Origin of the sequence: Corallococcus sp. EGB, from assembly GCF_019968905.1 — a bacterium.
In the GTDB taxonomy this organism is placed as follows: Bacteria; Myxococcota; Myxococcia; order Myxococcales; family Myxococcaceae; genus Corallococcus.
On sequence record NZ_CP079946.1, the window covers coordinates 6,041,314 to 6,065,483 of the forward strand.

At 69.8% G+C, this 24,170-nt stretch carries 18 protein-coding genes; 8 read left to right on the top strand and 10 right to left on the bottom strand.

What is annotated here, in order from left to right; genetic code table 11:
• Positions 1-15: 15 nt before the first annotated feature.
• From KYK13_RS24825 to KYK13_RS24845, 5 genes are all read right to left on the bottom strand, one after another.
• Positions 16-564: an isochorismatase family protein gene (locus KYK13_RS24825; protein WP_223634151.1), complete on the bottom strand. Its 549-nt coding sequence runs from the start codon at positions 562-564 to the stop codon at positions 16-18.
• A 74-nt stretch (positions 565-638) separates the two neighbouring features.
• A complete protein-coding gene (locus tag KYK13_RS24830) occupies positions 639-2,381 on the bottom strand; it encodes a hypothetical protein (protein ID WP_223634154.1) in 1,743 nt (580 codons plus the stop codon).
• A 10-nt stretch (positions 2,382-2,391) separates the two neighbouring features.
• Positions 2,392-3,003, bottom strand: coding sequence for a hypothetical protein (locus KYK13_RS24835; RefSeq protein WP_223634156.1), 612 nt, complete (start codon positions 3,001-3,003; stop codon positions 2,392-2,394).
• A gap of 49 nt (positions 3,004-3,052) precedes the next feature.
• Entirely contained in the window at positions 3,053-3,547 is a 495-nt protein-coding gene (locus KYK13_RS24840; RefSeq protein WP_223634158.1) for a hypothetical protein, read from the bottom strand.
• Positions 3,548-3,830: 283 nt separating this feature from the next.
• Entirely contained in the window at positions 3,831-4,274 is a 444-nt protein-coding gene (locus KYK13_RS24845) for a hypothetical protein (RefSeq protein ID WP_370645157.1), read from the bottom strand.
• A 177-nt stretch (positions 4,275-4,451) separates the two neighbouring features.
• On the opposite strand from KYK13_RS24845, the gene KYK13_RS24850 reads away from it, so the two are divergent.
• The 3 genes from KYK13_RS24850 to KYK13_RS24860 all read left to right on the top strand — a co-directional run bounded on the left by KYK13_RS24850 (position 4,452) and on the right by KYK13_RS24860 (position 7,365).
• The gene (locus KYK13_RS24850; protein WP_370645442.1) at positions 4,452-5,909 is read left to right on the top strand and encodes a hypothetical protein; all 1,458 of its coding nucleotides are present in this window, start codon (positions 4,452-4,454) and stop codon (positions 5,907-5,909) included.
• 73 nt (positions 5,910-5,982) lie between these two features.
• Positions 5,983-6,699 carry a Bax inhibitor-1/YccA family protein gene (locus tag KYK13_RS24855; RefSeq protein ID WP_223634164.1) on the top strand — a complete coding sequence of 239 codons (717 nt, stop codon included), beginning with the start codon at positions 5,983-5,985 and terminating at the stop codon, positions 6,697-6,699.
• A gap of 30 nt (positions 6,700-6,729) precedes the next feature.
• Positions 6,730-7,365 (top strand): LysE family translocator, encoded by a 636-nt coding sequence (locus tag KYK13_RS24860; RefSeq protein WP_223634166.1) that lies wholly within the window; start codon positions 6,730-6,732, stop codon positions 7,363-7,365.
• A gap of 15 nt (positions 7,366-7,380) precedes the next feature.
• On the opposite strand, the gene KYK13_RS24865 is transcribed toward KYK13_RS24860, so the two are convergent.
• Positions 7,381-7,716, bottom strand: a complete 336-nt coding sequence (locus KYK13_RS24865) for a ferredoxin (RefSeq protein ID WP_223634170.1) — start codon at positions 7,714-7,716, stop codon at positions 7,381-7,383.
• 581 nt (positions 7,717-8,297) lie between these two features.
• Here KYK13_RS24865 and KYK13_RS24870 point away from each other — a divergent pair.
• The gene (locus tag KYK13_RS24870) at positions 8,298-11,105 is read left to right on the top strand and encodes a vitamin B12-dependent ribonucleotide reductase (RefSeq protein WP_223634174.1); all 2,808 of its coding nucleotides are present in this window, start codon (positions 8,298-8,300) and stop codon (positions 11,103-11,105) included.
• A 66-nt stretch (positions 11,106-11,171) separates the two neighbouring features.
• Here the strand turns inward: KYK13_RS24870 and KYK13_RS39100 are convergent, their stop codons facing one another.
• From KYK13_RS39100 to KYK13_RS24890, 3 genes are all read right to left on the bottom strand, one after another.
• The gene (locus KYK13_RS39100) at positions 11,172-15,488 is read right to left on the bottom strand and encodes a hypothetical protein (RefSeq protein ID WP_304504056.1); all 4,317 of its coding nucleotides are present in this window, start codon (positions 15,486-15,488) and stop codon (positions 11,172-11,174) included.
• A 135-nt stretch (positions 15,489-15,623) separates the two neighbouring features.
• Positions 15,624-17,018 carry an undecaprenyl-phosphate glucose phosphotransferase gene (locus tag KYK13_RS24885; protein ID WP_223634176.1) on the bottom strand — a complete coding sequence of 465 codons (1,395 nt, stop codon included), beginning with the start codon at positions 17,016-17,018 and terminating at the stop codon, positions 15,624-15,626.
• A 217-nt stretch (positions 17,019-17,235) separates the two neighbouring features.
• Positions 17,236-18,360 (bottom strand): glycosyltransferase, encoded by a 1,125-nt coding sequence (locus tag KYK13_RS24890; protein ID WP_223634178.1) that lies wholly within the window; start codon positions 18,358-18,360, stop codon positions 17,236-17,238.
• Positions 18,361-18,455: 95 nt separating this feature from the next.
• Here KYK13_RS24890 and KYK13_RS24895 point away from each other — a divergent pair, with 95 nt between their 5' ends.
• The 4 genes from KYK13_RS24895 (at position 18,456) to KYK13_RS24910 (ending at position 23,260) form a co-directional block, all read left to right on the top strand.
• Positions 18,456-19,526: a glycosyltransferase family 1 protein gene (locus KYK13_RS24895; protein ID WP_223646745.1), complete on the top strand. Its 1,071-nt coding sequence runs from the start codon at positions 18,456-18,458 to the stop codon at positions 19,524-19,526.
• Positions 19,523-19,780 (top strand): hypothetical protein, encoded by a 258-nt coding sequence (locus KYK13_RS24900; protein WP_223634181.1) that lies wholly within the window; start codon positions 19,523-19,525, stop codon positions 19,778-19,780. The genes KYK13_RS24895 and KYK13_RS24900 overlap by 4 nt, the downstream gene beginning before the upstream one ends.
• 18 nt (positions 19,781-19,798) lie before the next feature.
• Positions 19,799-22,105 carry a patatin-like phospholipase family protein gene (locus KYK13_RS24905; protein WP_223634183.1) on the top strand — a complete coding sequence of 769 codons (2,307 nt, stop codon included), beginning with the start codon at positions 19,799-19,801 and terminating at the stop codon, positions 22,103-22,105.
• Between the two features lie 177 nt (positions 22,106-22,282).
• The gene (locus tag KYK13_RS24910) at positions 22,283-23,260 is read left to right on the top strand and encodes a hypothetical protein (RefSeq protein WP_223634185.1); all 978 of its coding nucleotides are present in this window, start codon (positions 22,283-22,285) and stop codon (positions 23,258-23,260) included.
• Positions 23,261-23,299: 39 nt separating this feature from the next.
• Here KYK13_RS24910 and KYK13_RS24915 read toward each other — a convergent pair whose 3' ends face one another.
• Positions 23,300-24,166 carry a GNAT family N-acetyltransferase gene (locus tag KYK13_RS24915; protein ID WP_223634187.1) on the bottom strand — a complete coding sequence of 289 codons (867 nt, stop codon included), beginning with the start codon at positions 24,164-24,166 and terminating at the stop codon, positions 23,300-23,302.
• Between the last annotated feature and the right edge of the window lie 4 nt (positions 24,167-24,170).

The following is a 24,170-nucleotide window of genomic DNA, read 5'->3' on the forward strand; positions in this document are numbered from 1 at the left end:
GTCGTCCGGGACTCCTCAGCGGACGGCGGCGGAGACCTTCTTGAACTCGGGCGTGCCCGCGCGGCCCAGCATGTCGAACAGGGCCGACTCCACGGTGAGGATGCGCGCGCCCGCGTCGCGGCACAGCTCCAGGCCCACGCGGCGGTCCTCCTCCGCGCGGGACAGCACCGCGTCCGCGAGCAGGCACGGCTCACGTCCGCTGTCCGCCAGGTCGCGTGCTGTCTGGAAGACGCAGATGTGCGTCTCCATGCCGGTGATCAGCACCTGCTTGCGGTCTCCCAGCAGCGCCAGCACGTCTGGTGTGGCGGCGGAGAATTCCAGCTTCTCCAGCGGCTTGAAGTCCCCCAGGCGCAGCTTGAGGAGCGAGTGCGTACGGCCCAGCCCCTGCGGGTACTGCTCCGTGACGATGACGGGCAGCCCCAGGGCCCTCGCGCCCTCCACGGCGGCGCCGGTGCGCGCGAGCATGCGGTCCAGGGCGTCGCGCTCCATCGCGGCGCACAGGCGCTCCTGGATGTCGACGACGAGCAACGCGGCCTGCTCGGGCTTCAGGCGGAACGACGGCATGGGGCGGCTCCTTGGCGGATGCAGCCCAAGTGACGTGAACGCCGCGCCTGCGTCAAGCGCGGCGGCGTGCCCCCTCAGCGTCCGTGCACGGTCCAGGTCGCTCCCCCGCCCCGAGGGCCGTGCGCGGTGTCCACCGGTGCATCCGGCACCCTACGGAGCGCGACGGTCCGGCCCCGGTGGCCCCGGGCCTTGAAGCCTCGCGCGCGTTGCAGGCCCGGCAGGTGCGGGTCGGCGTCGCGCCACAGGTCCAGGACCACGGCGAAGTCGTGCTCCGCCTCGGACATGCATTCGCACGCGACGTGGGCCTCCGCGACCAGGAGCATGCAGTGGCCACAGCCGGGCCGCTCCCCGGCGCGCTCCAGCGCCAGCTCCAGAGCCTTCTCCTCGCGGCCGGAGCGCAAGCGCACGCGGGCCAGCGTCTCACGGGGCGGCCGGCAGAAGAGCGCGGGGCCCACGGGGCGCAGGCGACGCTCCAGGCGCAGCGCCCGCGTGAGCGCGGCCTCCGCCCGGCCGCAGTCTCCCCGTCGCGCGTCCAGCGTGCCCCGCAGCTCCTGCGCGGCGACCTCCACCGTGCGCGCCACGTCGCGAGCACACAGCGCGCGCCCCTCCGAACGCGGCGCCTCCGACAGGGTGAGGACCAGCGCATCCAGCGCTCCGCACGCGCGCTCCGCGTCGCCCAGCCGGCCCGTCTCCAGGGCGCAGACGCCTCGCGTGTAGAGGCGCACGCCGTCGCGCAGCCCCGCCTCCGCGACGGTGGCGCTGTCCCCGAGCTCCATGGGGACCTCCGCCGCCGCCCGATTGAAACCGAAGCGCAGGTGCGCGGCGACGAGCGTGGTGGCCGCGAAGAGCACCGCCTGCGGCTGACCTCCCGAGTCCTCCACGCGCTGCCGCAGCTTGCGCGCCCAGGCCTGTGCCCCTCGGTACTGCCCCACCTCCGCGCAGCCTTCGCTCAGCAGGCGCAGGGCGGTGTCCGCGCTCGGAGCCACCTCCAGGGACAGCGACTCCCGCGCGAGGTACGCGTCGTCCGCCGCCACCGCTGCCTCCAGGACGCGGTTCGCCTCCGAGGCCTTGCCCAGGCGCAGGAGCAGACGTCCGACGGCGAGCAGCGCGGGACTTCCCGCGGGCACGAGCGACGGCAGCTTTTCCGCGCTCTCCAGCGCCATCTCCGGCCGGGCGCTGGGCAGCCATGCGTGCAGCCAGGCCAGGTGCACGCCCGCGTGGCGCGGGTGCGCGCGCAGCAGCTCGCGCAGGAGCAGCTGCGCGTACGGCTGTCCCTGTCCGGGACGCCCGTCGGATTCGTACCCGTCCAGCAGGAAGCCCGCGAGCAGCAGGCGCGGCTCGGGCTCCTCGGGGAAGCGGTCGATGAGGCACTCCATCTCGCGCACGAACGCATGTCTGCCATTGGCGGGCCCCTTGTCCGCGAGGAGGCTGGCCGCGACGACCAGCCGCTGCTCCATGTCGGTGGTGCCCTCCGCCAGTGTCAGCGCCTTGCGGATGGCCGCCGCGCGGTCCGGGCTGAAGCGCTGCCCCGCACCGCGGGCGAGCGCGAGCCCCCACCACGCCATGGCGAGGGATGAATCCTGACGCGCGGCCTCCGCGAAGGCGCGCCGGGCCTCCAGCGCCCAGCCCAGGTGCAGGAGGCGCAGGCCCTGATCAAAGTACGCCTGCGCCAGGGGGACCCGCGTCGTCACGGGAAGGTGCGCGTCTCCCAATCCGTCCATGAGCGGCGGCGTGGGAAGGGCTTCGTCCGGCAGGTCCTCCCACGCGACGTGGGAGTGGACGGACGGGACATCGGCTCGGAACAGACGTGCCAGCATGGTGTCCTCCTCACGCTCCAACCAGTGGAGCGGCATGGGTGTTGACGGAGGCGTCGGTCGCGCGCACCCGCACGGCCAGCCGCCTCCAGGCGTTGGACAGCTCTTCTGCTGCAATCGGTGATGCCTTGCGCCGCGCCGACAGGCACTCGCGCCGCCAGGCCAGGCCGACGTCGCGGGCCACCCACGCCTCGTACTCCGCGAGCCAGTCCGCCAGCCGCGCGAGCCCCGCCCGCGCCGCCGTGCGCTCCGGGCCCGTGGCGGCGTCCCTCTGGACGCCCACATCGTCCACGCGGAAGGCCTTGCCACACGCGCCCTCCACCCACCGGGGCACGAAGCCATCGCGCGGCACGAAGATGGCGGCGCCGCACGACTCGCACAGCGCGCCGAAGCCCCACAGCGTGAGGCGCCCCCCGTCCAGGAGCCGCCCCTGATACGCGCTCTGACCCTCCACTCCCGGCGGACGCGCCTCGCGCACCAGGCCATACCGGAGCAGCACGTTGCCGTCCGGGCAACGCACGTCCTGGCCCAGGCACCACATGGCCACGTCGAACAGACGGTCGCCGTCGCGGCGCACGTCGCAGGGGAGAAGAGGACTGGCACTGCCAGAAGAGACCTTGGACATGGGGCGCCTCTCGGTCCGCCAGGAAGCGGCCGTCTTCGCAACAGGGTGATCAGCCGTGGTCGTGGTCGTGCGCGCCCGCCTCTTCGATGACGAGCGACACGGAGGAGAGCGTCGAAGGCCCGAAGGTGAGCGTGTGCGTGCCCACGGTGAGCGGCACGACGTAGCGGCCCTGGATGTCCGTGCAGAGCGGGGAGCTGGTGGCGCTCTCCTCGAACTCCACCGCCACACCGCTGCCGTTGGTGACCTTCACCGGCACAGTGGCGCTCGTGTAGAGGACGTAGTCGGTGGCATCGGAGACGGCGAAGGACACCGCGCCGCCCTTCCCCCCAGCGACGTCCGCCAGCGCGATGTCGTAGCGCTTGTGGTCGTTGCTCACGGCCGGGCCCGCGCCGCTGGCGGCGGCGGTGACGGCGACGCCGGGGCCCTTCTGCAGGTGCTCGCAGCCCTCCTCGTCGACGTGGTTTTCCTCCGCGTCGTCACCACCGCAACCGGCGGCGAGGAGGGCGGTGGACAGCAGCAGGGCGGACAGAAGCTTCTTCTTCATGATGGGACTCCTGGAACACGGGGGGATGGACTGCGGGAACTCCAGCCGCATGGCCCCGCGCGCACCGCTCCCGTGAGAGGAGCGTCCGTGGAGGACCGGATGGGACTGGAAGGCGGGACCGCGGCACGAAGCGCGCGCCCCTGCGCGTGGCGGGGAAATCCACGTGCGTGCGGCGGATCCGTTCAGCGAACAGGAACGCGCACGACCCGGACTCCGGTGGCCACGGCGCACCCTGCTCCACGCGAACACCTGGAGCCGGGACGGCGGGCTTCGACGGCGGAGACTAGACGCGCGGCGGCGACGACTTGGGCGCGAGCCTCAACAGCGCGACGGGCGCCGCGTGGAAGCGGAACACCGCCAGCGCCGGGCTGGAGCGCGTGGAGACCGCGGCCAGGACAGGCGCGGACTCGGCCGGAGGCGGGGCCTCACGGCGGAAGAAGGCATGGTGGCAGTGGGCTTCACCACCGTGGGGAGCGGCCTTCGACACCGGCGCCTTCGCCACGCGCGCGTCGTCGAAGGAGAGCTCCTCCTCCAACGGGCTGTCATGGGAGACGTCGCTCACGTGCATCACGTCCCCGTGCTCCAGGCACGTGGTGTGCTGCACGAGCGCGAAGTGGAGCACGCTGCCCACATACACCAACACGCACACGAGCACCCACGGCAGCGCCAACAGGCGCGGCAGGGAGCGACGGGTGCTGAGCTGGGGATGGAGGCGGCTCACGTCCACTCAATCTCGAAAAGCAACTGAGTTGTTTTAAGCGACCTCCCCTGCCCGGTGCAAGCCGGGACGCACCTGCCCTGGTATGGAGGGCGAGGTGGCGGACACAAGCCCCCGGCGGCGCGCGCTTCGCGTGGTGGACCCCCGAGCCTCCGGGGTCGTAGGTTCCCGCGCGTGCACGAGCTCATGGATGTCCTGCGCAGGCAGGCACACTATTTCGGACCGGAACTGGCGAGGACCGCCTACCAGCGCGGCCTCGCGGTGACGAAGCCGGATGGCAGCACCCAGCCCATCCCCATCACCGCCACGCCGGTCATCCTGGACGCGGAGGAGATCAAGCGCCGCGCGCTGCTGTCCGCGAAGCTGGCCTCCGCCACGATGAAGATGGCGCGCGCCATCCTGGGAGGCCCGGACGCGGAGGTGCTCCTGGGCGCCCTGTCTCCGCTGGAGCGCCGCCTGGCCGAGTCCACCTGGGAGGCGAGCCGCAGGCTGGCCACCACGCGCGTGGACTACTTCGTCTCCGGCGGCCAGCCCTGGGCGCTGGAGGTGAACGCCACCATCCCGGCCATGCAGGGCTATTCGGACATCGCGGCGCGCACCTTCATCGAAGTCGTGGCGCGGCACCTGCGCTACCCGGAGAAGGCGATCCCCGCGCTGCTCACGCTCAACGGCAACAACGCGCTGGCGCTCTACCGCGGGCTCCTGGATGGCTATGCCGCCGAGCGCAACGGGAAGCTGCCGGACACGGTGGCGCTGCTCTGCCGCAAGAACGACGCGCAGATCACGGAGCTGCGCTGGCTGTGCGAGCGCTTCCGCGAGTTCGGCGCGGACGCGGACGTGGTGCACCCGGAGGACGTGTCCGGCGACGACGCCTTCACGGTGAACGGCAAGAAGTACGACCTGGTCTACCGCCACCTCTTCGTGCGCCGGCTGGAGCAGAACCCCGCCCCGTGGGTGGAGGACTTCCTCGGCGTCGTCCCGGGCAAGAAGGCCGTGTTCCTGAACCCGCCCGCCTCGCAGGTGGAGGTGAAGACGACGTTCGCGCTCCTGTCGCAGGCGGTGACGGACGGGGCGCTCGCGGAGCGCGCGGGCCTTACGCCGGAGGAGCTGGAGGCGGTTCGCGCGTCGGTGCCGTGGACGCGTCCCTTCCGCCACGGACCCGGCGTGGGCCCCGATGGCGCGAAGGTGGACGACATCGTGGCTCGCGTCGCGGCGGAGCCCGCCCGCTTCGTGCTCAAGCGCGCGTGGGACTACGGCGGCAAGGCCGTGTTCCTGGGCCGCTCGGTGGGCACCGTGCCCTACGAGGAGCGCGTGAAGGGCGCCTACGGTGAATCCAAGACGTGGGCCCAGCTGTGCGAGCACGCCGCCACGGACACGCAGGGCGGCGGCTTCGTGGTGCAGGAGGTGGTGGACACGCAGCCTGAGGACCACCTGCTCTGCGGAACGAACCAGGTGCTGCCCACGTCCTTCTTCGTGGATTACTCGGCGTATGCCTCTGTTGGACTGGCGAAGCAGCCCGCGTGGGGCGGTGTGTGCCGTGGGTCCATGTCGGAGATCGTCAACATCGTGGGCGGCGGCGGCGTGCTGCCGCTCATCACGACGGACGTCGCGTCGAAGCTTTTGGTGGCGTGGAAGGCCCTTTAAGGCGTCCTCCAGGGGTCCTCGTTAAAGAGATGCCGGGGCGAAGGTGGCCCCGGCCCGAAAGGAAACGAAACACATGGCGTGGGAAACTTCAGGTGGGTGGCAGGGCGGGCAGACGAGCCCGGTGGACGACATCCTGGTGCAGGAGTCCCAGCGCGCGTTCATGTCGCGCGTGCACGGCTGGATGTTCGCCGGCCTGGCGCTCACCGGCGTGATGGCGCTCCTGACCGTGACCAATGAGGCCATGCTCCGGTTCGCGGCCCAGCACTACCTGGGCCTGAGCATCGCGGAGGTGGGCCTGGTGCTATTGCTGTCGACGCTGGCCCCCCGGCTGTCCGGTCCGGTGGCCGCGGTGATGTTCCTGGGCTACGCGGCGCTGACGGGCTTCGTGCTCTCGGTCATCTTCCTCCTCTATACGGCGGGCTCCGTCGCCCAGGTGTTCTTCATCACATCGGCGGTGTACGGCGCGATGGCCATCTACGGCACCGTCACGAAGAAGGACCTGAGCGGCTGGCACACGTTCCTCTTCATGGGGCTCATCGGCCTGCTCATCTCGGGCGTGGTGAACCTCTTCCTCCGCAGTGATGCGGTGTCGTTCGTGAGCGCCTGCGTGGGCGTGCTCGTCTTCGCGGGCTACACCGCGTACGACACGCAGAAGCTGCGCGAGTTCCACGCGGACACGGGCTTCAAGAGCACGGCCACGGTGAGCATCGTGGGCGCGCTGATGCTCTACCTGGACTTCGTGAACCTGTTCCTGTCGCTCCTGCGCCTGCTGGGCAAGCGCCGCGACTGATGCCCGGCTCCCGGTGAAGGTCCAGCGACCATGACGGTCACCCAATCACTGCTGGCCTTCATCGTGGCGGCGGGCGTCCTCGCCATCACGCCCGGGGTCGATACGGCCATGGTCCTGCGAACGTCCGCCCTCGAAGGCACGAGGCAGGCGGCGTTCGCGGCCCTGGGGATCTGCCTCGGCTGTGTCGTCTGGGGCGGAGCGGTCGCGCTGGGACTGGGCGCGCTCCTGGTCGCGTCAGGAGTCGCCTACACGGCGCTCCGCTGGATTGGCGCGGCCTACCTGGTGTGGCTCGGCATCGGGCTCCTGCGGAGGCCTCGCTCGAACCTGGAGGCCACCAAGGCCGTCCCTCCCGTGGCGGTCCAGCATGGCGCGATGGCCTGGATGCGGCGCGGGGTACTGACGAACATCCTGAACCCCAAGGTCGGGGTCTTCTACGTCACCTTCCTGCCGCAGTTCGTGCCGGTGGACGTCCCCGTCGCGCCCTACACCTTCCTCCTCGCGACGATTCACGTCGTGCTGGGGGCCGCGTGGTTCGCGCTGCTCATTGGACTGACGGTTCCGCTGGGCCGCCTCATGCAACGCCCTGGCTTCATGAAGACGATGGACCGGCTGACGGGCGGCGTGTTCATCGCGTTCGGCGCGAAGCTCGCCCTCGCTCGACGCTGAGGCCGGAGGGCGCCTTCAGCGCTCCGCCTTCTTGTTGAAGGGCATCAGGAGCCGCTCCACGGGGCGGCCCTGCACCAGATGCTCCTCCACGATGGCGGGCACGTCCTCCACCTTCACGCCGCCGTACCAGGTGCCCTCCGGGTAGACGACCACGGAGACGCCGAACGCGCAGGTGTCCACGCAGCCCGCCGCGTTGGCGCGCATGCGCCCCTTGAGCCCGCGCTTGTCGAGCTCCTCCTTGAAGGCGGCCCGCACCTCTTCCCCACCCTTGGTGGCGCAGCACCCCTTGGGGTGACCGTCCGGGCGGCGGTTGGTGCAGATGAAGACGTGGCGCTGGAAGGGAGGCGGCATGGTTCGCCTCCTAACGCGACCGTGCGTCGAAATCGATGCCGCCGTTCAGCAGGCGACCGTCCCACCGGGCCCTCCCCGGCCGTTTTGTCGCGGAGGCGTGACAGCGCTCCTACGCTCGGCACACGGACTGACAGCAAACATCCGCGAGTGATCACAAGCGCTTGGACGCGCCCCCTCCGTTGCTGGACGGTCACCGCATGGCCATGACGATACGTTGCCAGCCACGGCAGCCGTTGCCACCCGGGCGAGGGTTATTAGATCAGCCTTGGACGCAGATCCGGGCGCCTCAGAATGTCCACCAAATGAAGTGTGTAAGCAGCGCCCGGACACTAGATATGGGGGAGCAGGGGATGTTGACGGACCCCACCAGCGATCATATGGATCCGCCCGCCCGGCGGGTGGGCAGTCAGGCCCGGGCCCGGATTCCAGCGGTGGGCCCGCTGGCTTCTGCCCATCCCGGACCATCCCAACGCTGCCGTCCCCATGCCTGGAAGTGATCACCGGATCCTTTGGGATCTCGCGGCGTTGGCCGTTTTGCAAACTTTGCATCAGCACTCTCAGTGAATCTGGAGGTGGGCGTCATGGAGAAGGAACTGAGTGGGAAGCCGGTGGTGGGGGTCAGGGAGCCGCGGCGCGGCGGCGGACGCGCGAAGGGCAAGGCGGCGCTGGCCTCCACGGGGCTGACCGTGGCGCGCTTCTTCACGACGCCGGGGGTGGACCCAGCGGACGAGCTGGCGTGGGAGTACCGCAGCGCGAGCATCAAGGGCGAGGACGGCAAGGTCGTCTTCGATCAGAAGGACATCGAGGTCCCCAAGTCCTGGTCGATGCTGGCGACGAACGTCGTGGCGTCGAAGTACTTCCGGGGCACGCCCGGCACGCCCGAGCGTGAGACGAGCGTGCGCGAGCTGGTGGCGCGCGTGGTGGACACCCTCACCCGCTGGGGTGAGGAGGGGCACTACTTCGCGTCGGCGGTGGACCGCGAGGCGTTCCACGCGGAGCTGACGCACCTGCTGTTGCGCCAGAAGGCGGCGTTCAACTCGCCCGTCTGGTTCAACGTGGGCGTGGAGGAGCACCCGCAGTGCTCGGCGTGCTTCATCAACAGCGTGGACGACAACATGGAGTCCATCCTGGGGCTGGCGCGCACGGAGGGCATGCTCTTCAAGTACGGCAGCGGCACGGGCTCCAACCTGTCCACCATCCGCGGCAGCAAGGAGCTGCTCGCGGGAGGTGGCACCGCGTCCGGCCCGGTGTCGTTCATGCGCGGCTTCGACGCGTTCGCGGGCGTCATCAAGAGCGGCGGCAAGACGCGTCGCGCGGCGAAGATGGTCATCCTCAACGCGGACCACCCGGACATCCTCGAGTTCATCCGCTGCAAGTCGAACGAGGAGAAGAAGGCCTGGGCGCTCATTGAAGCGGGCTACGACCCGTCCTTCAACGGCGAGGCCTACGGGTCGGTGTTCTTCCAGAACTCCAACAACTCCGTGCGCGTCACCGACGACTTCATGAAGGCGGTGGTGAGCGACGGCGCGTGGCAGACGCGCGCGGTGCGCGACGGCCAGGTGATGGAGACGTACAAGGCCCGCGAGCTGTTCCGTGAGATCGCGGAGGCGGCGCACCTGTGCGGCGACCCGGGCCTCCAGTACGACACCACGGTGAACGCGTGGCACACGTGCTCCGGCACGGCGCGCATCAACGCGTCCAACCCCTGCTCCGAGTACATGTTCCTGGATGACTCGGCCTGCAACCTGGCGTCGCTGAACCTGATGCACTTCCGCACGCTGGAGGGTGGCTTCGACGTGGCGGCCTTCAAGCACGCGGTGGACGTGGTGCTGCTGGCGCAGGAGATCATCGTCGGCTTCAGCCGCTACCCCACCGAGCGCATCGCGAAGAACAGCCACGACTACCGTCCGCTGGGCCTGGGGTACGCGAACCTGGGCGCGCTCCTGATGGCGTCCGGTCTGCCCTATGACTCCCCTGCCGGCCGCAACCTGGCGGGGGCCATCACCTCGCTCATGTGCGGCGAGGCGTACGCGATGAGCGCGCGCATCGCGCAGAAGCAGGGCCCGTTCGCGGGCTACGGCAACAACGCGGAGCCCATGCTCGGCGTCATCCGCAAGCACCGCAAGGCGGCGTACCAGCTGCCGGTGTCGGGCGTGAGCGAGGAGCTGCACGCGGCGCAGAAGGCGGCGTGGGACGACGCGCTGGCGGGCGGCATGGAGCACGGCTTCCGCAACAGCCAGGTGACGGTGCTGGCGCCCACGGGGACCATCGGCTTCATGATGGACTGCGACACCACGGGCATCGAGCCGGACATCGCGCTCATCAAGTACAAGAAGCTGGTGGGCGGCGGCATGCTGAAGATCGTCAACCAGACGGTGCCGCTGGCGCTGGAGAAGCTGGGCTACCCGCAGACGCAGGCGCAGGACATCATCGCGTACCTGGACAAGCACGACACCATCGAGGGCGCGCCGCACCTGAAGCCGGAGCACCTGGCGGTGTTCGACTGCGCGTTCAAGCCGTCCAAGGGCCAGCGCAGCATCCACTGGATGGGCCACATCGAGATGATGGCCGCGGCGCAGCCGTTCCTCTCCGGCGCCATCTCCAAGACGGTGAACCTGCCGAATGACGCCACGGTGGAGGACATCGAGAAGGCGTACATCGAGGCGTGGAAGAGCGGCCTGAAGGCGGTCGCGGTGTACCGCGACGGGTGCAAGCGCACGCAGCCGCTCAACACGTCGCAGGACAAGGCCCCGGAGGCCCGCCGCGCGGTGGCCGAGCCCGCCCCCGCCGTGACGCCCGAGCCCAAGGCGCTGCGCCGCCGGCTTCCGGATGAGCGGCAGTCCATCACGCACAAGTTCTCCATCGGTGGCCACGAGGGCTACCTGACGGTGGGCATGTACGAGGACGGCACGCCGGGTGAGCTCTTCGTCGTCATGGCGAAGGAGGGCTCGGTGGTGAGCGGCTTGATGGACAGCTTCGCCACGAGCGTGTCGCTGGCGCTCCAGTACGGCGTGCCGCTGCAGGTGCTGGCGGACAAGTTCTGCCACACCCGCTACGAGCCGAGCGGCTTCACGGGCAACCCGGCCATCCCCATCGCGAAGTCCATCACCGACTACATCTTCCGGTGGCTGTCGTTGAAGTTCCTGCCCACGGAGCCCTGCGCGGACGACGTGGAGGTGACGCCGGTGGAGGCGGCCCGTCCGGAGCCGGTGACGCAGGCGGCGGTGCCGGCCCAGGCGGGGACGCTCCAGCTGTCCGCGATGAACTCGCGAAGCACGTACCTGAACCAGGCGGATGCACCGCCCTGCCACCAGTGCGGCGCCATCACCGTGCGCAGCGGTGCCTGCTACAAGTGCACGAACTGCGGCACGACGACGGGCTGCAGCTGAGGCGGTCGTGAGTTGCTGAGGGAGAGCAGGGCTCCGGGGCTGGCAGGCTCCGGAGCCCTTCGTGCTTCAGGGGAAGCGGTGGAGGCGGGTGCAGATCTCCACGGCGCGATCCGCGATGCGGCTCAGCTCCTCCAGCATGGCCACTTCGAGGGGCGCGGGGCCGTGCTCGGCGACGAAGAAGGCCACGGGCTGGCCGCGCGAGTGGAGCGGGAAGACGAGCAGGTGGGACTCGGACCCGCCGCACAGCGCGGAGAAGATGGCCTCATCCTGAGGGGCCTGTGGGGCGCTGAAGACGCTGGGGCTGGGGCCGTTGAGCGACGACAGGAGGAGCGACGGCGCGTCCAGATCCACCTTGAGCGCGGAGACCTCCGGACGGTCGCTGCCCGGCCCCCACGCGCGGCCCACGCGCGCGAGCCCGAAGCTGTCCCCCAGGAGGAAGGCCCGGCGGAAGCGGCCCGCGCTGTAGGCGAGCAGCACCTTGCCCACCATGCCCTGCGAGTCCGCCGTATCGAGCGCGGAGAGGACCTGCTCCGCGGTGACCGCGGGGCCGTCCGCGAGCGTGTCGGTGGACGCGCTGGCGGCGGCGAGCAGGGACTGGGCGGGATCCACCTGCGCGGTGGCCTGCGGCTGCCACGGGTGCTGCATGAACTCCCACGCGGAGGCCAGGGCCACGCCGTCCTCGGAGGCCACGGGCGTCGTGGCGGGGACGTCCAGGTCCACGACGCGGTCCGCCCAGGTGGTCTCCGCGCTGTGCCCCACGGCGCCCTCCCCTTCCCCACCGCCCTGCCAGCCCACGAACTCCCACGTGGAGGCGAGCTGCATGGGCTCCTCGGAGGAGGAGGACAGGTCGTCGAGGGCGATGGGCGTCCGGTCCCGGACCGGGGCCGGTGGCGCGGCCACGAGGCGCGGCTTCGGTAGGGCCACGGACTCTTCGGCGTTCGCTGGGGTCGGGACCTCGTCGGACGGAGCGGCGGACTCCGGTTCGGGCTTGGGGGCCGCTTCCGCGCTGGCGATGAGGGTGGCCTCGTGCTCCGGGGAGATATCGGCTCGGCGCTCCTCGGTGGGCGTGGGGCTGGGAGGCTGTGCCGGGGGCTCGGTGGGGATAACCTCGGCCTTCGGTGCGGCGGCGACCTGCCAGGACTCGGAGGACTCCGCTTCCGGAGACGCGGACTGCGTTGGCGAATCTCCCGCCAGGCTGAATTCGAGTGCGTCGGCTTCGGCGTCCTGCGTGGCCGGTGCGGCCATCCCAGGCGCTTCCGGTGCGACGGGCGTTTCAGTGGAGGGCGTGGAGGCGGACGCCTCGACGGAGTGGCGCTCCGGACTCACGGCTTCGACAGAGACGGGCGGCTCCGGAGCGGATTCGAACTCCATTGCCTTGGGGATCTCGTCGACCTTCGAGGCCGCAGTGGCGGCGGGTGCCGGAACGGACTCCTTCGCAGGGGCGTCCGTCGCGTCCGCCGTCGATGCTGCGGGCGCGGCATCCCAGACGGATTCCGCCTCGGGAATCGGATCCGCTTCGAGCGTCGGCTGGGCCTCCCGCGGCTCAGCGGCCGTCACGTCCTCGACATCGAGGATGTCCGAAGCGTCGGCGGTCAGGAGCTCCGCCGACTCCGCGGACGTGACGTCCACGACTTCGAGGACGTCTTTCGCTTCAGCGGCCTCCAGTGGCTCGGCGGACAGCAGGTCCACGTCCGACGAGACGTCGTTGGTCGTAGTGGCAGCAAGCGGCTCAGCGGGCTGCGCGTCCATTCCGGCGCGGACATCCGTGGCCTCGGTCGCATCCAGAGGCTCGGCGGACTGCAGGTCCCCGGCGTCAAGGACGTCCTTGGCCTCCTTGGCCCCCACCGGATCCGCCGACAGCACGTCCTCGGCCTCGAGGACGTCCTTCGCTTCAGTCACCTCCAGCGGTTGGGCGGACAGCACGTCCGCGTCCGCGTGGTCGTCCTTGGTGGCCTCGAGAGGCTCAGCGGACATCACGTCGTCGACATCAAGGATGTCCGAGGCCTCGGCCGTGGCGGCTGGCTCTTCGGACACGGCGTCCGCGTCACCGAGGATGTCGTCATCAGAGAGATCATCTCCGGTCAGGACCGCGGCGGGCTCGGGAGCCTTCTCGGCGGCGGCCGCGACTGGCGCCGCGGCCTCGACGGATTCGGGGCTCGGGCTGACGTCGGCGATGTCGGCAAGGTCGGCGTCCAGCACCGGCTCGGACAGTGATGAGGTCTGGGACGGTTGAGCCGTGGCGGCGGCCAGCACCTGGACGTCCGGAGCAGCTTCCTTCGAGGAGGCTGTGTCCGCGAAGGCATCCGCCCACTCGCCCCCGAGCCCCGCCACCAGTGCGGTGGCGGCCGGGCCCTCCACGGCGGAGGCGGCCGCGGGAGGCGCGCTTGGAGAGGCCGCCGCGACCGCTTGGGTCACGCCGGACGGGCGTCGGGCCGCGAGAGGCTGGGCCCCAACCGACGACGGCTCCATGGCAGGAATTGAAGCTCCCGCCACGTCCTGGGCAGTCCCTGCCGGAGGAACTCCCTCGGAGGAATTCGCGAACACGCTCGCGGCAGGCCTTGCCAGCGACGCGCCTTGAGGCACGGGGGCCTGCGCTCCGCCTTGAGGGGCATTCACTGGACCACGAGGCGCGGCGCCATGAGACGCATTCGTTGCCCCAGCCAGCCCATGGGCCACGACAGGAGTCGCGCTCCCGGAAGCAGCCGTCAGCGGGCCGGATTGCCCCGCGGGCGACAGGCCCGCCGCCGGGCCATGCGTCGCTCCCTGGGCGGGACCCGCCATGGCGGGACGCGGCGGAGCCGCCACCGGCGCACCGGGAACAGGCACGGCGGGGCCCATCGCCCCAGGCGCCACCGTCGGCACAACCCCTGACGGAGGCCCCTGACGCGGCGGTGCCCCCGGCGCAGGCGGCGGCCCCCCCGGGCGGCCCTGCATGACATTCGGCGGCACGGCGCCCGGTGCCCCGGGAGGTCCCATGGGACGTGCCCCCGGAGGAGCACCGACGCCCGGAAGCCCGGGAGCCATTGGAGGGCGCTGTCCCGGCGGAACAGGCCCCGCCCCACCCGGCGTCATCATCACGGGCGCGGGCGTGCCCGGAGCGGGCCGAGGCGCCGCTCCCGGCGGAATGCCCGGCGCTCCCGGCGGCGGTCCCGCGCGGACCATCCCCGGCGGCATGGGTGCGCCCGGAGGTCCCGCCGGACGCGGCCCGGGTGCTCCTGGCGCGGCGGGAGGCATGCCCGGAGGCGGCGTCCGCTGCACGGCGGGAATCCCCACACCCGAAGGCCGAGCCCCCGGTGGCACGGGGCTGCTCCGCCCAATCATCCCGGGAGGCTGAGCTCCCGGAGCCCCCGGCGGAGGCGCCGCGCGCGGAGGCCCACCAACTCCAGGAGGAGGCCCTACCGGAGCAGCCCCCATTGGCGCGCCCCCCGGCGGAACCGGACCCGGCGCGCGCCCCAGGGGCGTCGCCCCAGGTGAGGGAACTCCCGGAGCCGCCGCGGCAGGCACGGGCATCCCCGGCACCACCGGCGGCCCAGACACGCCCGGTCCATTCGGGGGCACCCCACCCTGCCGGGCCACCATGCCCGGAGGCTGTGGCGCCAAGCGGGGCGGCGCCACCGGAGGGCTCCCAGCAGGCCGAGCCGCCTCCACCACGGGCGGTGCGCGCACCGGCTCGCCCATCACGATGTCCGGAAGCTCCTCGCCGACGATGGCGGCTTCGGCGAGGTCCGCGTCGGACTCCTGCTCCTCCGAGTCATCGCTGAGGAACTGTCCCGGCGCGAGCCCGCCGAACATCCCCGCGACCTCGGGCTCCGCGCGCACGGGCGCGGGCGGAGGCGGCACGGCCGGTGGCGGCACGACCACCGGTGGCGCCATGGCGACAGGCGCCACCGCCGCCACGGACACCGAACGGCGCGCGGGCAGCGGAATGGCCGGCTTCAGCGGACGCGTGGGCCGGTCGATGCCGTAGCGCAGGTTCAGGTAGTGGTACAGCCGCAGCTCCGGCACCACGTACGGCACGATGCGCATGCCGGTGATGAAGCCCAGCGCGTCCGTGGTCTGCAGGTCCAGCGGATTGGCCAGCGCGACCTTCAGCCGCCGGCCCTCCACCGCGAGCGGGAACGCCTGGTGCTTCTCCGCCTGATCCTCGGTGAGCAGCTTCAGCGTCGCCTCGGTGGCGGCCTCGAAGTCCGCCTCCATCGCGACGGGTGCGCGGGTCAGCTCCCCCAGCACCATGGCCACCGTCTCGATGTCGAGGAACCCCAGCTCCACGAGCCGGGAGCCCAACCGGCCTCCGTGCACGAGCTGCGCGCTCATGCCCTGATCGAGCTGCGCCTGCGTCAGGAGGCCCTTGCGGACCAGCGTCATTCCCAGCTTGTCGGCCATGTCGGCCCGCAGTCTAAACAGCTTCGCGGTGCCGATGAGAGGGTGCGCGCGAATACGACCTGCGCGCCGGCCCTGGACGCCTGCCTGCCTCGGCCCCCGCCCCCATGGCGGGGGCGAAGGGGCCGCCCGCCCGGGTCAGTACGCGTTCTTCGACAGGAATCCTCCCAGCGCGGTGCGCAGGAGGATCTTCAGGTCCATCAGGAGCGACCAGTTCTCGATGTAGTAGAGGTCGTACTCGATGCGCTTCTGGATGGACGTCTGGCCGCGCAGGCCGTTGATCTGCGCCCAGCCGGTGATGCCCGCCTTCACCTTGTGTCGCAGGTGGTAGCGCGGAATCTGGCGCTTGAACTCCTCGATGAAGACGGGCCGCTCCGGGCGCGGGCCCACGAGGCTCATGTCGCCGCGCAGCACGTTGAAGAACTGCGGCAGCTCATCCAGCGAGTACTTGCGCAGGAACGTGCCCACCGGCGTGCGGCGCGAGTCCACCGCGCTCGCCATGGTGGCGCCCTGGGCTTCGGCGTCCACACGCATGGTGCGGAACTTGAGGATGTGGAAGGTCCGCCCGTCCATGCCCATCCGCTCCTGGCGGTAGAGGATGGGGCCCTTGCTGGTGAAGCGCACCACCAGGGCCGTCAGCACCATCAACGGCGCGCTGAGGGCGATGGCCACCAGCGAGAACAGCACGTCGAACACGCGCTTGGCCACGCGGCTCCAGCCGTCCATGGGGTCGCCCTGGAGGCTGATGATGGGCAGGCCGCCGAACTCCTCCAAGCCGCCGTACAGGGTGATGTACTGGTACAGGTCCGGCACCACCTTGACGTCCACGGTGCGCAGCGCCAGCTGTTCCATCAGCGGCTTCACGCGCGCCTGGTCCTCCAGCGGCACGGCGATGATGACCTGATCCACGGGGTGGGCGTCCAGGTAGGACTCCACCTGGCCCACGTGGCCCACGACGCGCACGCCGCCCACCCACTGGCCGACCTTCTCCTCCTTGAGCGCCAGCACGCCCGTCACGCGGAAGCCCAGCTCGCGGTGGCTCTCCACCGTCTCGATGGTGCGCAGGCCCAGCTCCTCCTCGCCGATGACGAGGATGGACTTGAGGTTGTAGCCGCGGCGGCGCACCTCGCTGAGCAGGTGGCGCATGAACATGCGCGACAGCGCGATGAGCGTGAAGGCGTAGACGACGAAGATGGCCAGCGTGAGGCGTGAGTAGCGCTCTCGGATGAAGTACGTCACCGCCACCAGGACGAGCGTCGCGGTGATGGTGGCCTTGAAGAGCTCGAACAGCTCCCCCATGTGCGAGCGCGCCCGGTTGGTCGCGTACAGCCGCGCCCGCTGGAACGTCATCGGGAAGATGACGAGCACCATCACCAGCGAGACGAACGTCTCGCCCATGGGGGGGATGCCCTCGGTGATGGGGAACACGCCGCTGAAGCGGGTGAAGTACGCGAGCACGAACGCCACCCCGAGCATCCCCGCGTCGGCGGCGACCTTGATGGACGTGTAGAAGCGCTGCAGGCGACCGAACACCGCGATGACTCCTGTCGGGGGACGAAGACCGTCCGTTGGATGCAAGACACGCACCCTTTACCCCGGGCGCATTCAAGCGCCCGGCCCTCCCCCGCGCGCGGCGTCCTATCACGGGATTTTCCGTGAATTCAACGGCTTGGAGCGCAGGCCAGAGAACACAAGTCGACACACCGGGCGGCCAGGCCTCGGGAAAGTGGGGAGGGGGCGGACAGCGATGTCACACTGTTGGGGAGGACGGGGACAGCAAGGCATCCACCTCGGCCTGGATGGCTTGTTGGAAGCGGGCGCGGCTGAAGCGCTCGGCCTGGGCGCGGGCGTCGGCGGGCCGGAAGGAGGGCTCCCAGGCATCGAACTGGCGCACGGCGGCGGCGAGGGACGCGGGGGTCTGCTCGGGGAAGAAGAGGCCCGTCTTCGGGGTGACGGTCTCCAGGGCGCCGCCCTTGCCGAACGCGATGACGGGGCGGCCGGTGGCCTGGGCCTCCAGGGGGGTGATGCCGAAGTCCTCCTCGGGGGTGAAGAGGAGCGCGCGGGCGTCGCGGTAGAGGGCGGGGAGCGCGCTGTCAGGCACGTTGCCGAGGAAGCGGATGTGGGGCGGAAGCGGACCGGACGTCAGGCGCGACGCCTCCTGTCCCGTGCCCACGACCCAGAGCGGCGTGTCCAGGGTGCGGAAGGCCTCCAGGGCGACGTCCAGCCGCTTGTACGGGGCGAAGGCGCCGAGCCACAGGAAGTAGCCGCCCTGCCCTCCTCCTTCGAGCGGCACCTGCGTGAAGCGGTCGAGCTCCACGGGGGGCGGGACGACGGAGGCGTCGCGGTCCCAGAAGCGGCGGATCTTCCCGGCGATGTGCTGGGAGTTGGCGACGATGCGGTCCACGCGCCGGGTGGAGGTGCGGTCCCAGCGCTGGAGGTAGGGGCGCACGGCGAGCGCGGCGGCGCGCACGGGGAGGCGGGTGCGGCCGGGGCCGAAGTACTCGTCGAACAGGTCCCACATGTACCGCATGGGAGCGTGGACGTAGCTCAGGTGGGGCACGCCGGAAGGCGCGTGGATGCCCTTGGCGACGCAGTGGCTGGAGGACAGGACGAGGTCGTAGTCGCCGGTGATGCGCAGGGCTTCGATGGCGCGGGGGAACAGCGGCAGGAAGTGCCGGTAGCGCGAGTGGATGCCGGGGATGTGTTGGAGGAACGACGTGGAGATGCGTCGGTTCTCGATGCGCGGGGACTGGCTGCCCGGCTGGTGGATGAGGGTGTAGAGGTCCGCGTCGGGGAACAATTCGCAGAGTGCGTCGAGGACGCGCTCTCCGCCGCGGTGGGTGACGAGCCAGTCGTGGACGAGGGCGACCTTCACGGGAGGGCCTTCTAGCACTGGCCGCGCGGCGATGCGGTGGGAAGCCGGCGTGTGCTAGGCCAGGGAGCGTGCCTTCTGTCCTCCTCGACCTGAGAATGGTGCGCGGTCAGCTTCACGGCATCGCGAGGTACGCGCTGGAGCTGGCGCGCCGGCTGCCCGCCCTGGCCCCGGACCTGGAGTTCTCCGCGCTGGTGCCGGCGAAGGGCCTGCCGGACGACCTGGGCGAGCTGACGCCGAGGATTCCGCTGCACCGCTCCAGGGCCGGCTACCTGTCACCGACCGAGCAGCCGCTGCTGGCGTACGAGCTGTCGAAGCTGAAGCCGGACCTGTTCCACGCGACGTCGTTCTCGTTGCCGTTGTTCTGGCCCGGCCGGTTGGTGGCCACGTTGCATGACGCGAACCACCTGGCGCTGGCGGACCAGTACACGCCGGTGCAGGCCATCTATTACAAGGCGGTGGTGGGGCCGCGGGCGCGGTTGGCGACTGCGTTGATCACGGTGTCTGACTTCTCCCGGGAGGAGCTGGGGAAGTATCTGAAGATGTCGCCGTACCGGTTCCAGGTGATCCACAACGGCGTGGATTCGAGGTTCCAGCCGCCCACGGTGAGCGAGGCGAAGGCGTTCCGGGAGCGGCATGAGTTGCCGGAGCGGTACCTCGCGGTCGTGGGAAATGCGAAGCCGTTCAAGAACCTGGAGATGCTGGGGAAGTTCGCGCCGGAGCTGCCTGTGCCCCTGGTCCTGCTCGCGGGTAGGGGCGCGGTGGCGCATGAGGTGGGGCTGCACGAGAACGTCATCGACCTGGAGCAACTGCCGGAGTCGGAGATGCCGTTGTTCTATGGGGCTGCCACGGCGCTACTGCTGCCTTCGAAGTACGAGGGATTTGGATTGCCTGCGCTGGAGGCCATGGCGTCCGGATGTCCTGTCATCGCAGCGGACACGACGGCGTTGCCGGAAGTCGTGGGCGACGCGGCGCTGCGAGTCCCTCCCGATGATCAGAAGTCCTGGCATGAAGCGACGTTGCGGGTGCTCAGGGACGAAAACCTGCGCCGCAATCTGATGGAGCTGGGGCGAGAGCGAGCGGCCCGATTCACCTGGGACCGATGCGCTCAACAGACGCTGGGCGTCTTCAGGCGAGCCCTCCACGGAAAGCAGCCGGAGAACCGATGACACTGAGACAAAAGGGGACGCGGAGCATCGTTGTCGGGGACACGAACTACCGCTGGACGGTGGCTCCAAATGATGAACCCGGACTCGGAATCGTCGTCGAGCACGAGTCAGGGCACGGCCAGCGCATGGTGACCTGGGTGGAGCACGGAACCATCATCGCGCCGGGCCTGGTCAGGGATGTCATCCTCAGCGCGCTCGAAGCAGGTTGGCACCCTGAGCAGCGAGGGGATGAGCTGGTCTTCCGGCGCGAGTGACCTTGTGAAAGGCGTTCCATGATCGGCCCCGCGAGGTCAGGCCTCCTGGCTCTGCTGACCGGCACCATCGCCTGCGCGCTGTGCTTGTTTGTTTCAAACGCGAGCGCCCAGGCGCTCGGTTCGCCCCAGCCCCCGGATCCGAAAGCCGTGTCACTCACCGTGAGCGGCGGCGTCTCCCTGGGCACGTATGAGGCAGGGTTTCTCTATTACTCGGGGACGTCTTCCCAGGGTGAGCGCGCTGTAGACCTGCGGCTCGTGACGGGAGCCTCCGCGGGAAGTCTCAACGCCCTGCTGGCGGTCATGGCGACCTGTGGCGTGGATGCGTCCACGCCGGGCCAATCCCTGTTCTGGGACATCTGGGTTCCCATCGGGTTCAACGACCTGTTCATCCCGTCATCGACAACGCCGCTCGGGGTTTTCTCCCGGGAATCATTGGAACGGCGCGCATCTCACGTGGAACAGGCCTGGAATCGCGGGCTGGATCGCTCCTGCGATGTGGTGCTCGGAGTTTCGACGACGCGGCTTTCGCCGCGCGCTCTTCAGGCTGCGAACGGGCGGCTGGACCTGCCCCGGCTCGAAGAGAAGTTCGCCATCCGCATCCAGGGACGCGGGCGTGGACGCCCTCCTCGCGCGACCAACTACAGCACTCGCGAGGGCCGGCGTTTGGAGCTGATGCTCGAAACGGACGAGCACGGTGAGATTCCCTTCGCGAACCTGCGCGAGTTGCTGCTCGCGTCCATGTCCTTCCCCATCGCGTTCCCGCCTCAGCCCCTGCGGACCTGCGCGGCGAAGGCCTCCGCCACGCCGGGAGTGTGCCTGCCTTCAGAGGCACGGCGCGAGCTGTTCATTGATGGCGGCGTCTTCGACAACACACCTCTTCGTCTGGCCGTGGGACTGGCTCGTGATGGCCTGCGCGAAACAGCGGATGGCAAGTTGGCGTGGCGTCCTGTTCCGCAACCTGACGTGCGCACGACGCCCGCAGGCATTGCTTTCGCGTTCATCGATCCGGATGCAACCGAATACCCCATCTCCCCTTCCCCCCGGGCCGTAGCAAAACCGCCGTCACTTCCCGGAACACTCGCCGAGCTCTTGGCTGCGTTTGTGGACACGGCGCGGTCCAAGGAACTGGCCATGCTCCTGGAGGAAGAGCCGGAGATCGCCCAGCGCCTCACCCTGCCCCGTCGGCACTTCCCTGCGGCCGGTGCGCCCCTCTTCGCGTTCCTGGGCTTCTTTGAGAAGAGCTTCCGGGTCTTTGATTTCTATCTCGGCATGTATGACGCCCGCCGGATGATGGATGACGCGTTCCGGGAAGGGCGGACGCAGGCGGAACAACCGCACGCGGCAAAGATGGATGGTCTTGGCGGATGGCAACCCTTCGCCTGCATGAGCGCCGTCTATGACTCGTCACCAGACGCGGAGCAGGCGTGTCAGGGCGAGGCGCTGGCGGACTTCCGGGCGCTATTGCAGATGTCCTTGGATCAGCTCTACGACACATGCAGCAAGTCCGCCGGGACAGCTCCCCCGGGCACTTGGCGCAACACGCACTGTGACCGCGCCATCGCGGGCCAGCCGCCGCCCCATGTCCCGGGCCTGCAACCCAACGAATGGCCGGACTGGAAGCAGCGCAAGGATGAATCGGAGCTGTCGTACTCGATGCGGCTGCTGGGGGCCTATGGCTTCGGCTTCGAGGACCTGGGCGTGCCGAAGGGCCGAGGCGACCTTGCCGTCCTGCGCATCCGTCACGCGCTGGGCAAGGCAGCCAGCCGGCTCGCGGCGGTGCAGCCCGCCTCCGACAGACCCACGGTCCGCTTCGCCAGCAAGCTCGCGGTGGACAGCATCAGCTACGAGCCCCAGCACCTGGTGCTGCACGTCACGATGGGCCCCACGGCGAGCGAGGTGGGGCTGAGCGTCGGGCTTTCCGAAATGCCCTTGTCGTCCGGGCTCCGGTTGGCGGGGGCGGTCGGGTTCCGAGGCCTTGAGGACGTCCTCTCCTCCGGCAGCAGCAGTGATCCCTTTGGCGTGGAGCTGACGGGAGGCGTGGAGTTCCAGCCCCGTTCGGGGCAGACCTTCCTCTCACAGAGCCGGCTCGCGCTTCGCGCGGGCTGGTTGTTCAGCGCGAACGACCATTACGGGACGGACAGTTGTGAGGCCGGAGGCGCAAGCCACGTGACCGCGTGCTCACGGCCGGTGGTCCAGGGACTCGTGGGCATCACCTTCCTGGAGTTCCTCCGTGCCCAGTTGGTCGGCGAGTGGTACCCGGGAATTGGTTCCCGGAAGACGCTCTGGTCCGTGGCGCCGGGCATCGGCTTGGAGCTTGGGCTCTGATAACTCCTCGCGAAATACCAGGACGGAAACACCCAGATCCGTCAACCGGACGGAAAGTCACATACGTTCATGATCCCCATGCGATCCATTGCTCTCTCCTGTGTGGTCGTGCTCGGCCTCTTCGCCGCTTGCAGTGACGACTCCCCCAACCCACCCGGCGGGACACCTGATGCGTCCGTGCCCGAACAGTGCACGACTCCCGGCACCACGCAGTGCGGCGACATCTGCGTCAACACCGACAGCGACCCGGCCCACTGCGGGGCGTGCAACCAGGCCTGCTCGAGCACCGAGGCCTGTGAATCCGGCACCTGTGTCGCGGTCTGCCGGATCAATGGCGAGCAGTTCGCGGCCGGTGCGGTGAACCCGGCGAACGCGTGCGAGCAGTGCGCACCCACGACGTCCGCGTCCGCGTGGACGCCCCTCGCTGACGGGACGGCGTGCGGCACGGGACAGGTCTGCGCGGCCGGCGCGTGCAGCCCGAAGTGCTTCATCAACGGCACGCTCTACGACGAGGGCACACCGAACCCGACGAGCCCATGCGAGGTCTGCACCCCTGCGACATCGACGACGGCGTGGTCGCCTCGCGAGAGCATTCCGCTGCTCGTTGGCGGCACCGACATCACGACCCAGGGCTGGACGACGTACTCACAGGCACCGAACTCGCTCACGTACGGTTTGGACTATGTGCGTCTTGAGACCTCAACGCCCACCAACGGTCGAACGAGCGGTCAGCTGCTCATCGCGCGGCCGAACACGGTCGACACGACGCAGCCCTTCAAGATCCGCGTGACGATGCAGGTCGAATCGGTGAGCAAGCACAACCAGCTCGACAGCGGCGCGGCCATCCTGGGGAGCCTCACCGGTTCGGTCGGCAATGGCACCGACCGCGCACAGATGCTCTACCTGGATAGCGCGGCGATTGGCTGGGGGGATGACACGCAATCCTCCGCGTTCTCCGTGACCGATGGCGCGTATCACGTCTACGAGCTCGCGGTGGATGCCGCCAAGGTCGCCACGGTGAGCGTCGACGGCGTCGCGAAGCTCACGCGGAACAACTTCACGACCAACGGCACCATCGCCATCGGAGACCAGACCAACGACCCCAACGTCGACGGCACGGTGCGGATCAAGTCGGTCGAGAAGCTCTGTCAGTGAGGCGCGCTTCGGTCCCCATGAATCCGCATGGGGACCGAATCACGTGTGAGCCATGATTGGAAACCGGTGCGCCTCCTGTGACAGCCGCAGGTTGCGCACGAACAGGTGGGCCTCCGCGTCCTCTCCTGCCTCCACGGCACCCGGCCAGTAGCGCTCCGGGGTGAACCCGAAGCGGACGGCCTCGATGGGCCGGTCAATCAACCGGGGGATCCAGGCGCGGAGGTCGAAGGGCTCCCTGGCGAAGACATCGTCCAGGTAGAGCGTGTTGCCTTCGACTCCCGCGAACACCCAGACCTCCGAGCCCAGCTGACGCAAGGGCCTCGCGAAGCCATTGGCCACGGGCCAGCTCGCCACCTTCCCGTAGCCACGCGCGCCGAAGCGCTCCGATGAAGGAAGGCCCACGCTGGAGAGTGAATCGAGTCCCGCGCGCACCTTCGCGTCATCCAAGTCGAGCGGGGGCGCGGGAGGACCTTCCGGAACGGCCTCGTACGTGGCCGCGAACAACGTCTGCTTCCACGGTTGGAACCCGAAGCGCGGGTAGAACTGGCGCACGGTGGGATTGGCAAAGAGCAGGACCGGCGCATCACCGCATGCGTCCAGCGCGACGTCCATGGCCTTGCGAGCCAGGCCCCGCCCACGATGCGACGGCAGACATCCCACGGCCCCCAGCTGGTACCCCGTCACCTCACGCCCCTCCAACACCAGGCGCATCCGCGTCACGGAGGCATTGGCGACCACACGGCCAGATTCGACCACCGAGAACGCGCGGTACGCATCGGTCCACTCACCCCATGCGCGCCAGCGCCGGAAATCTGCTCGACGGAACACCTGCGGCACGTAGTCACAGAACAGCTCCTGCAACCCGGTATCGACCTGCCTGATCTCGATGACAGCAACGGGTTCCATCACA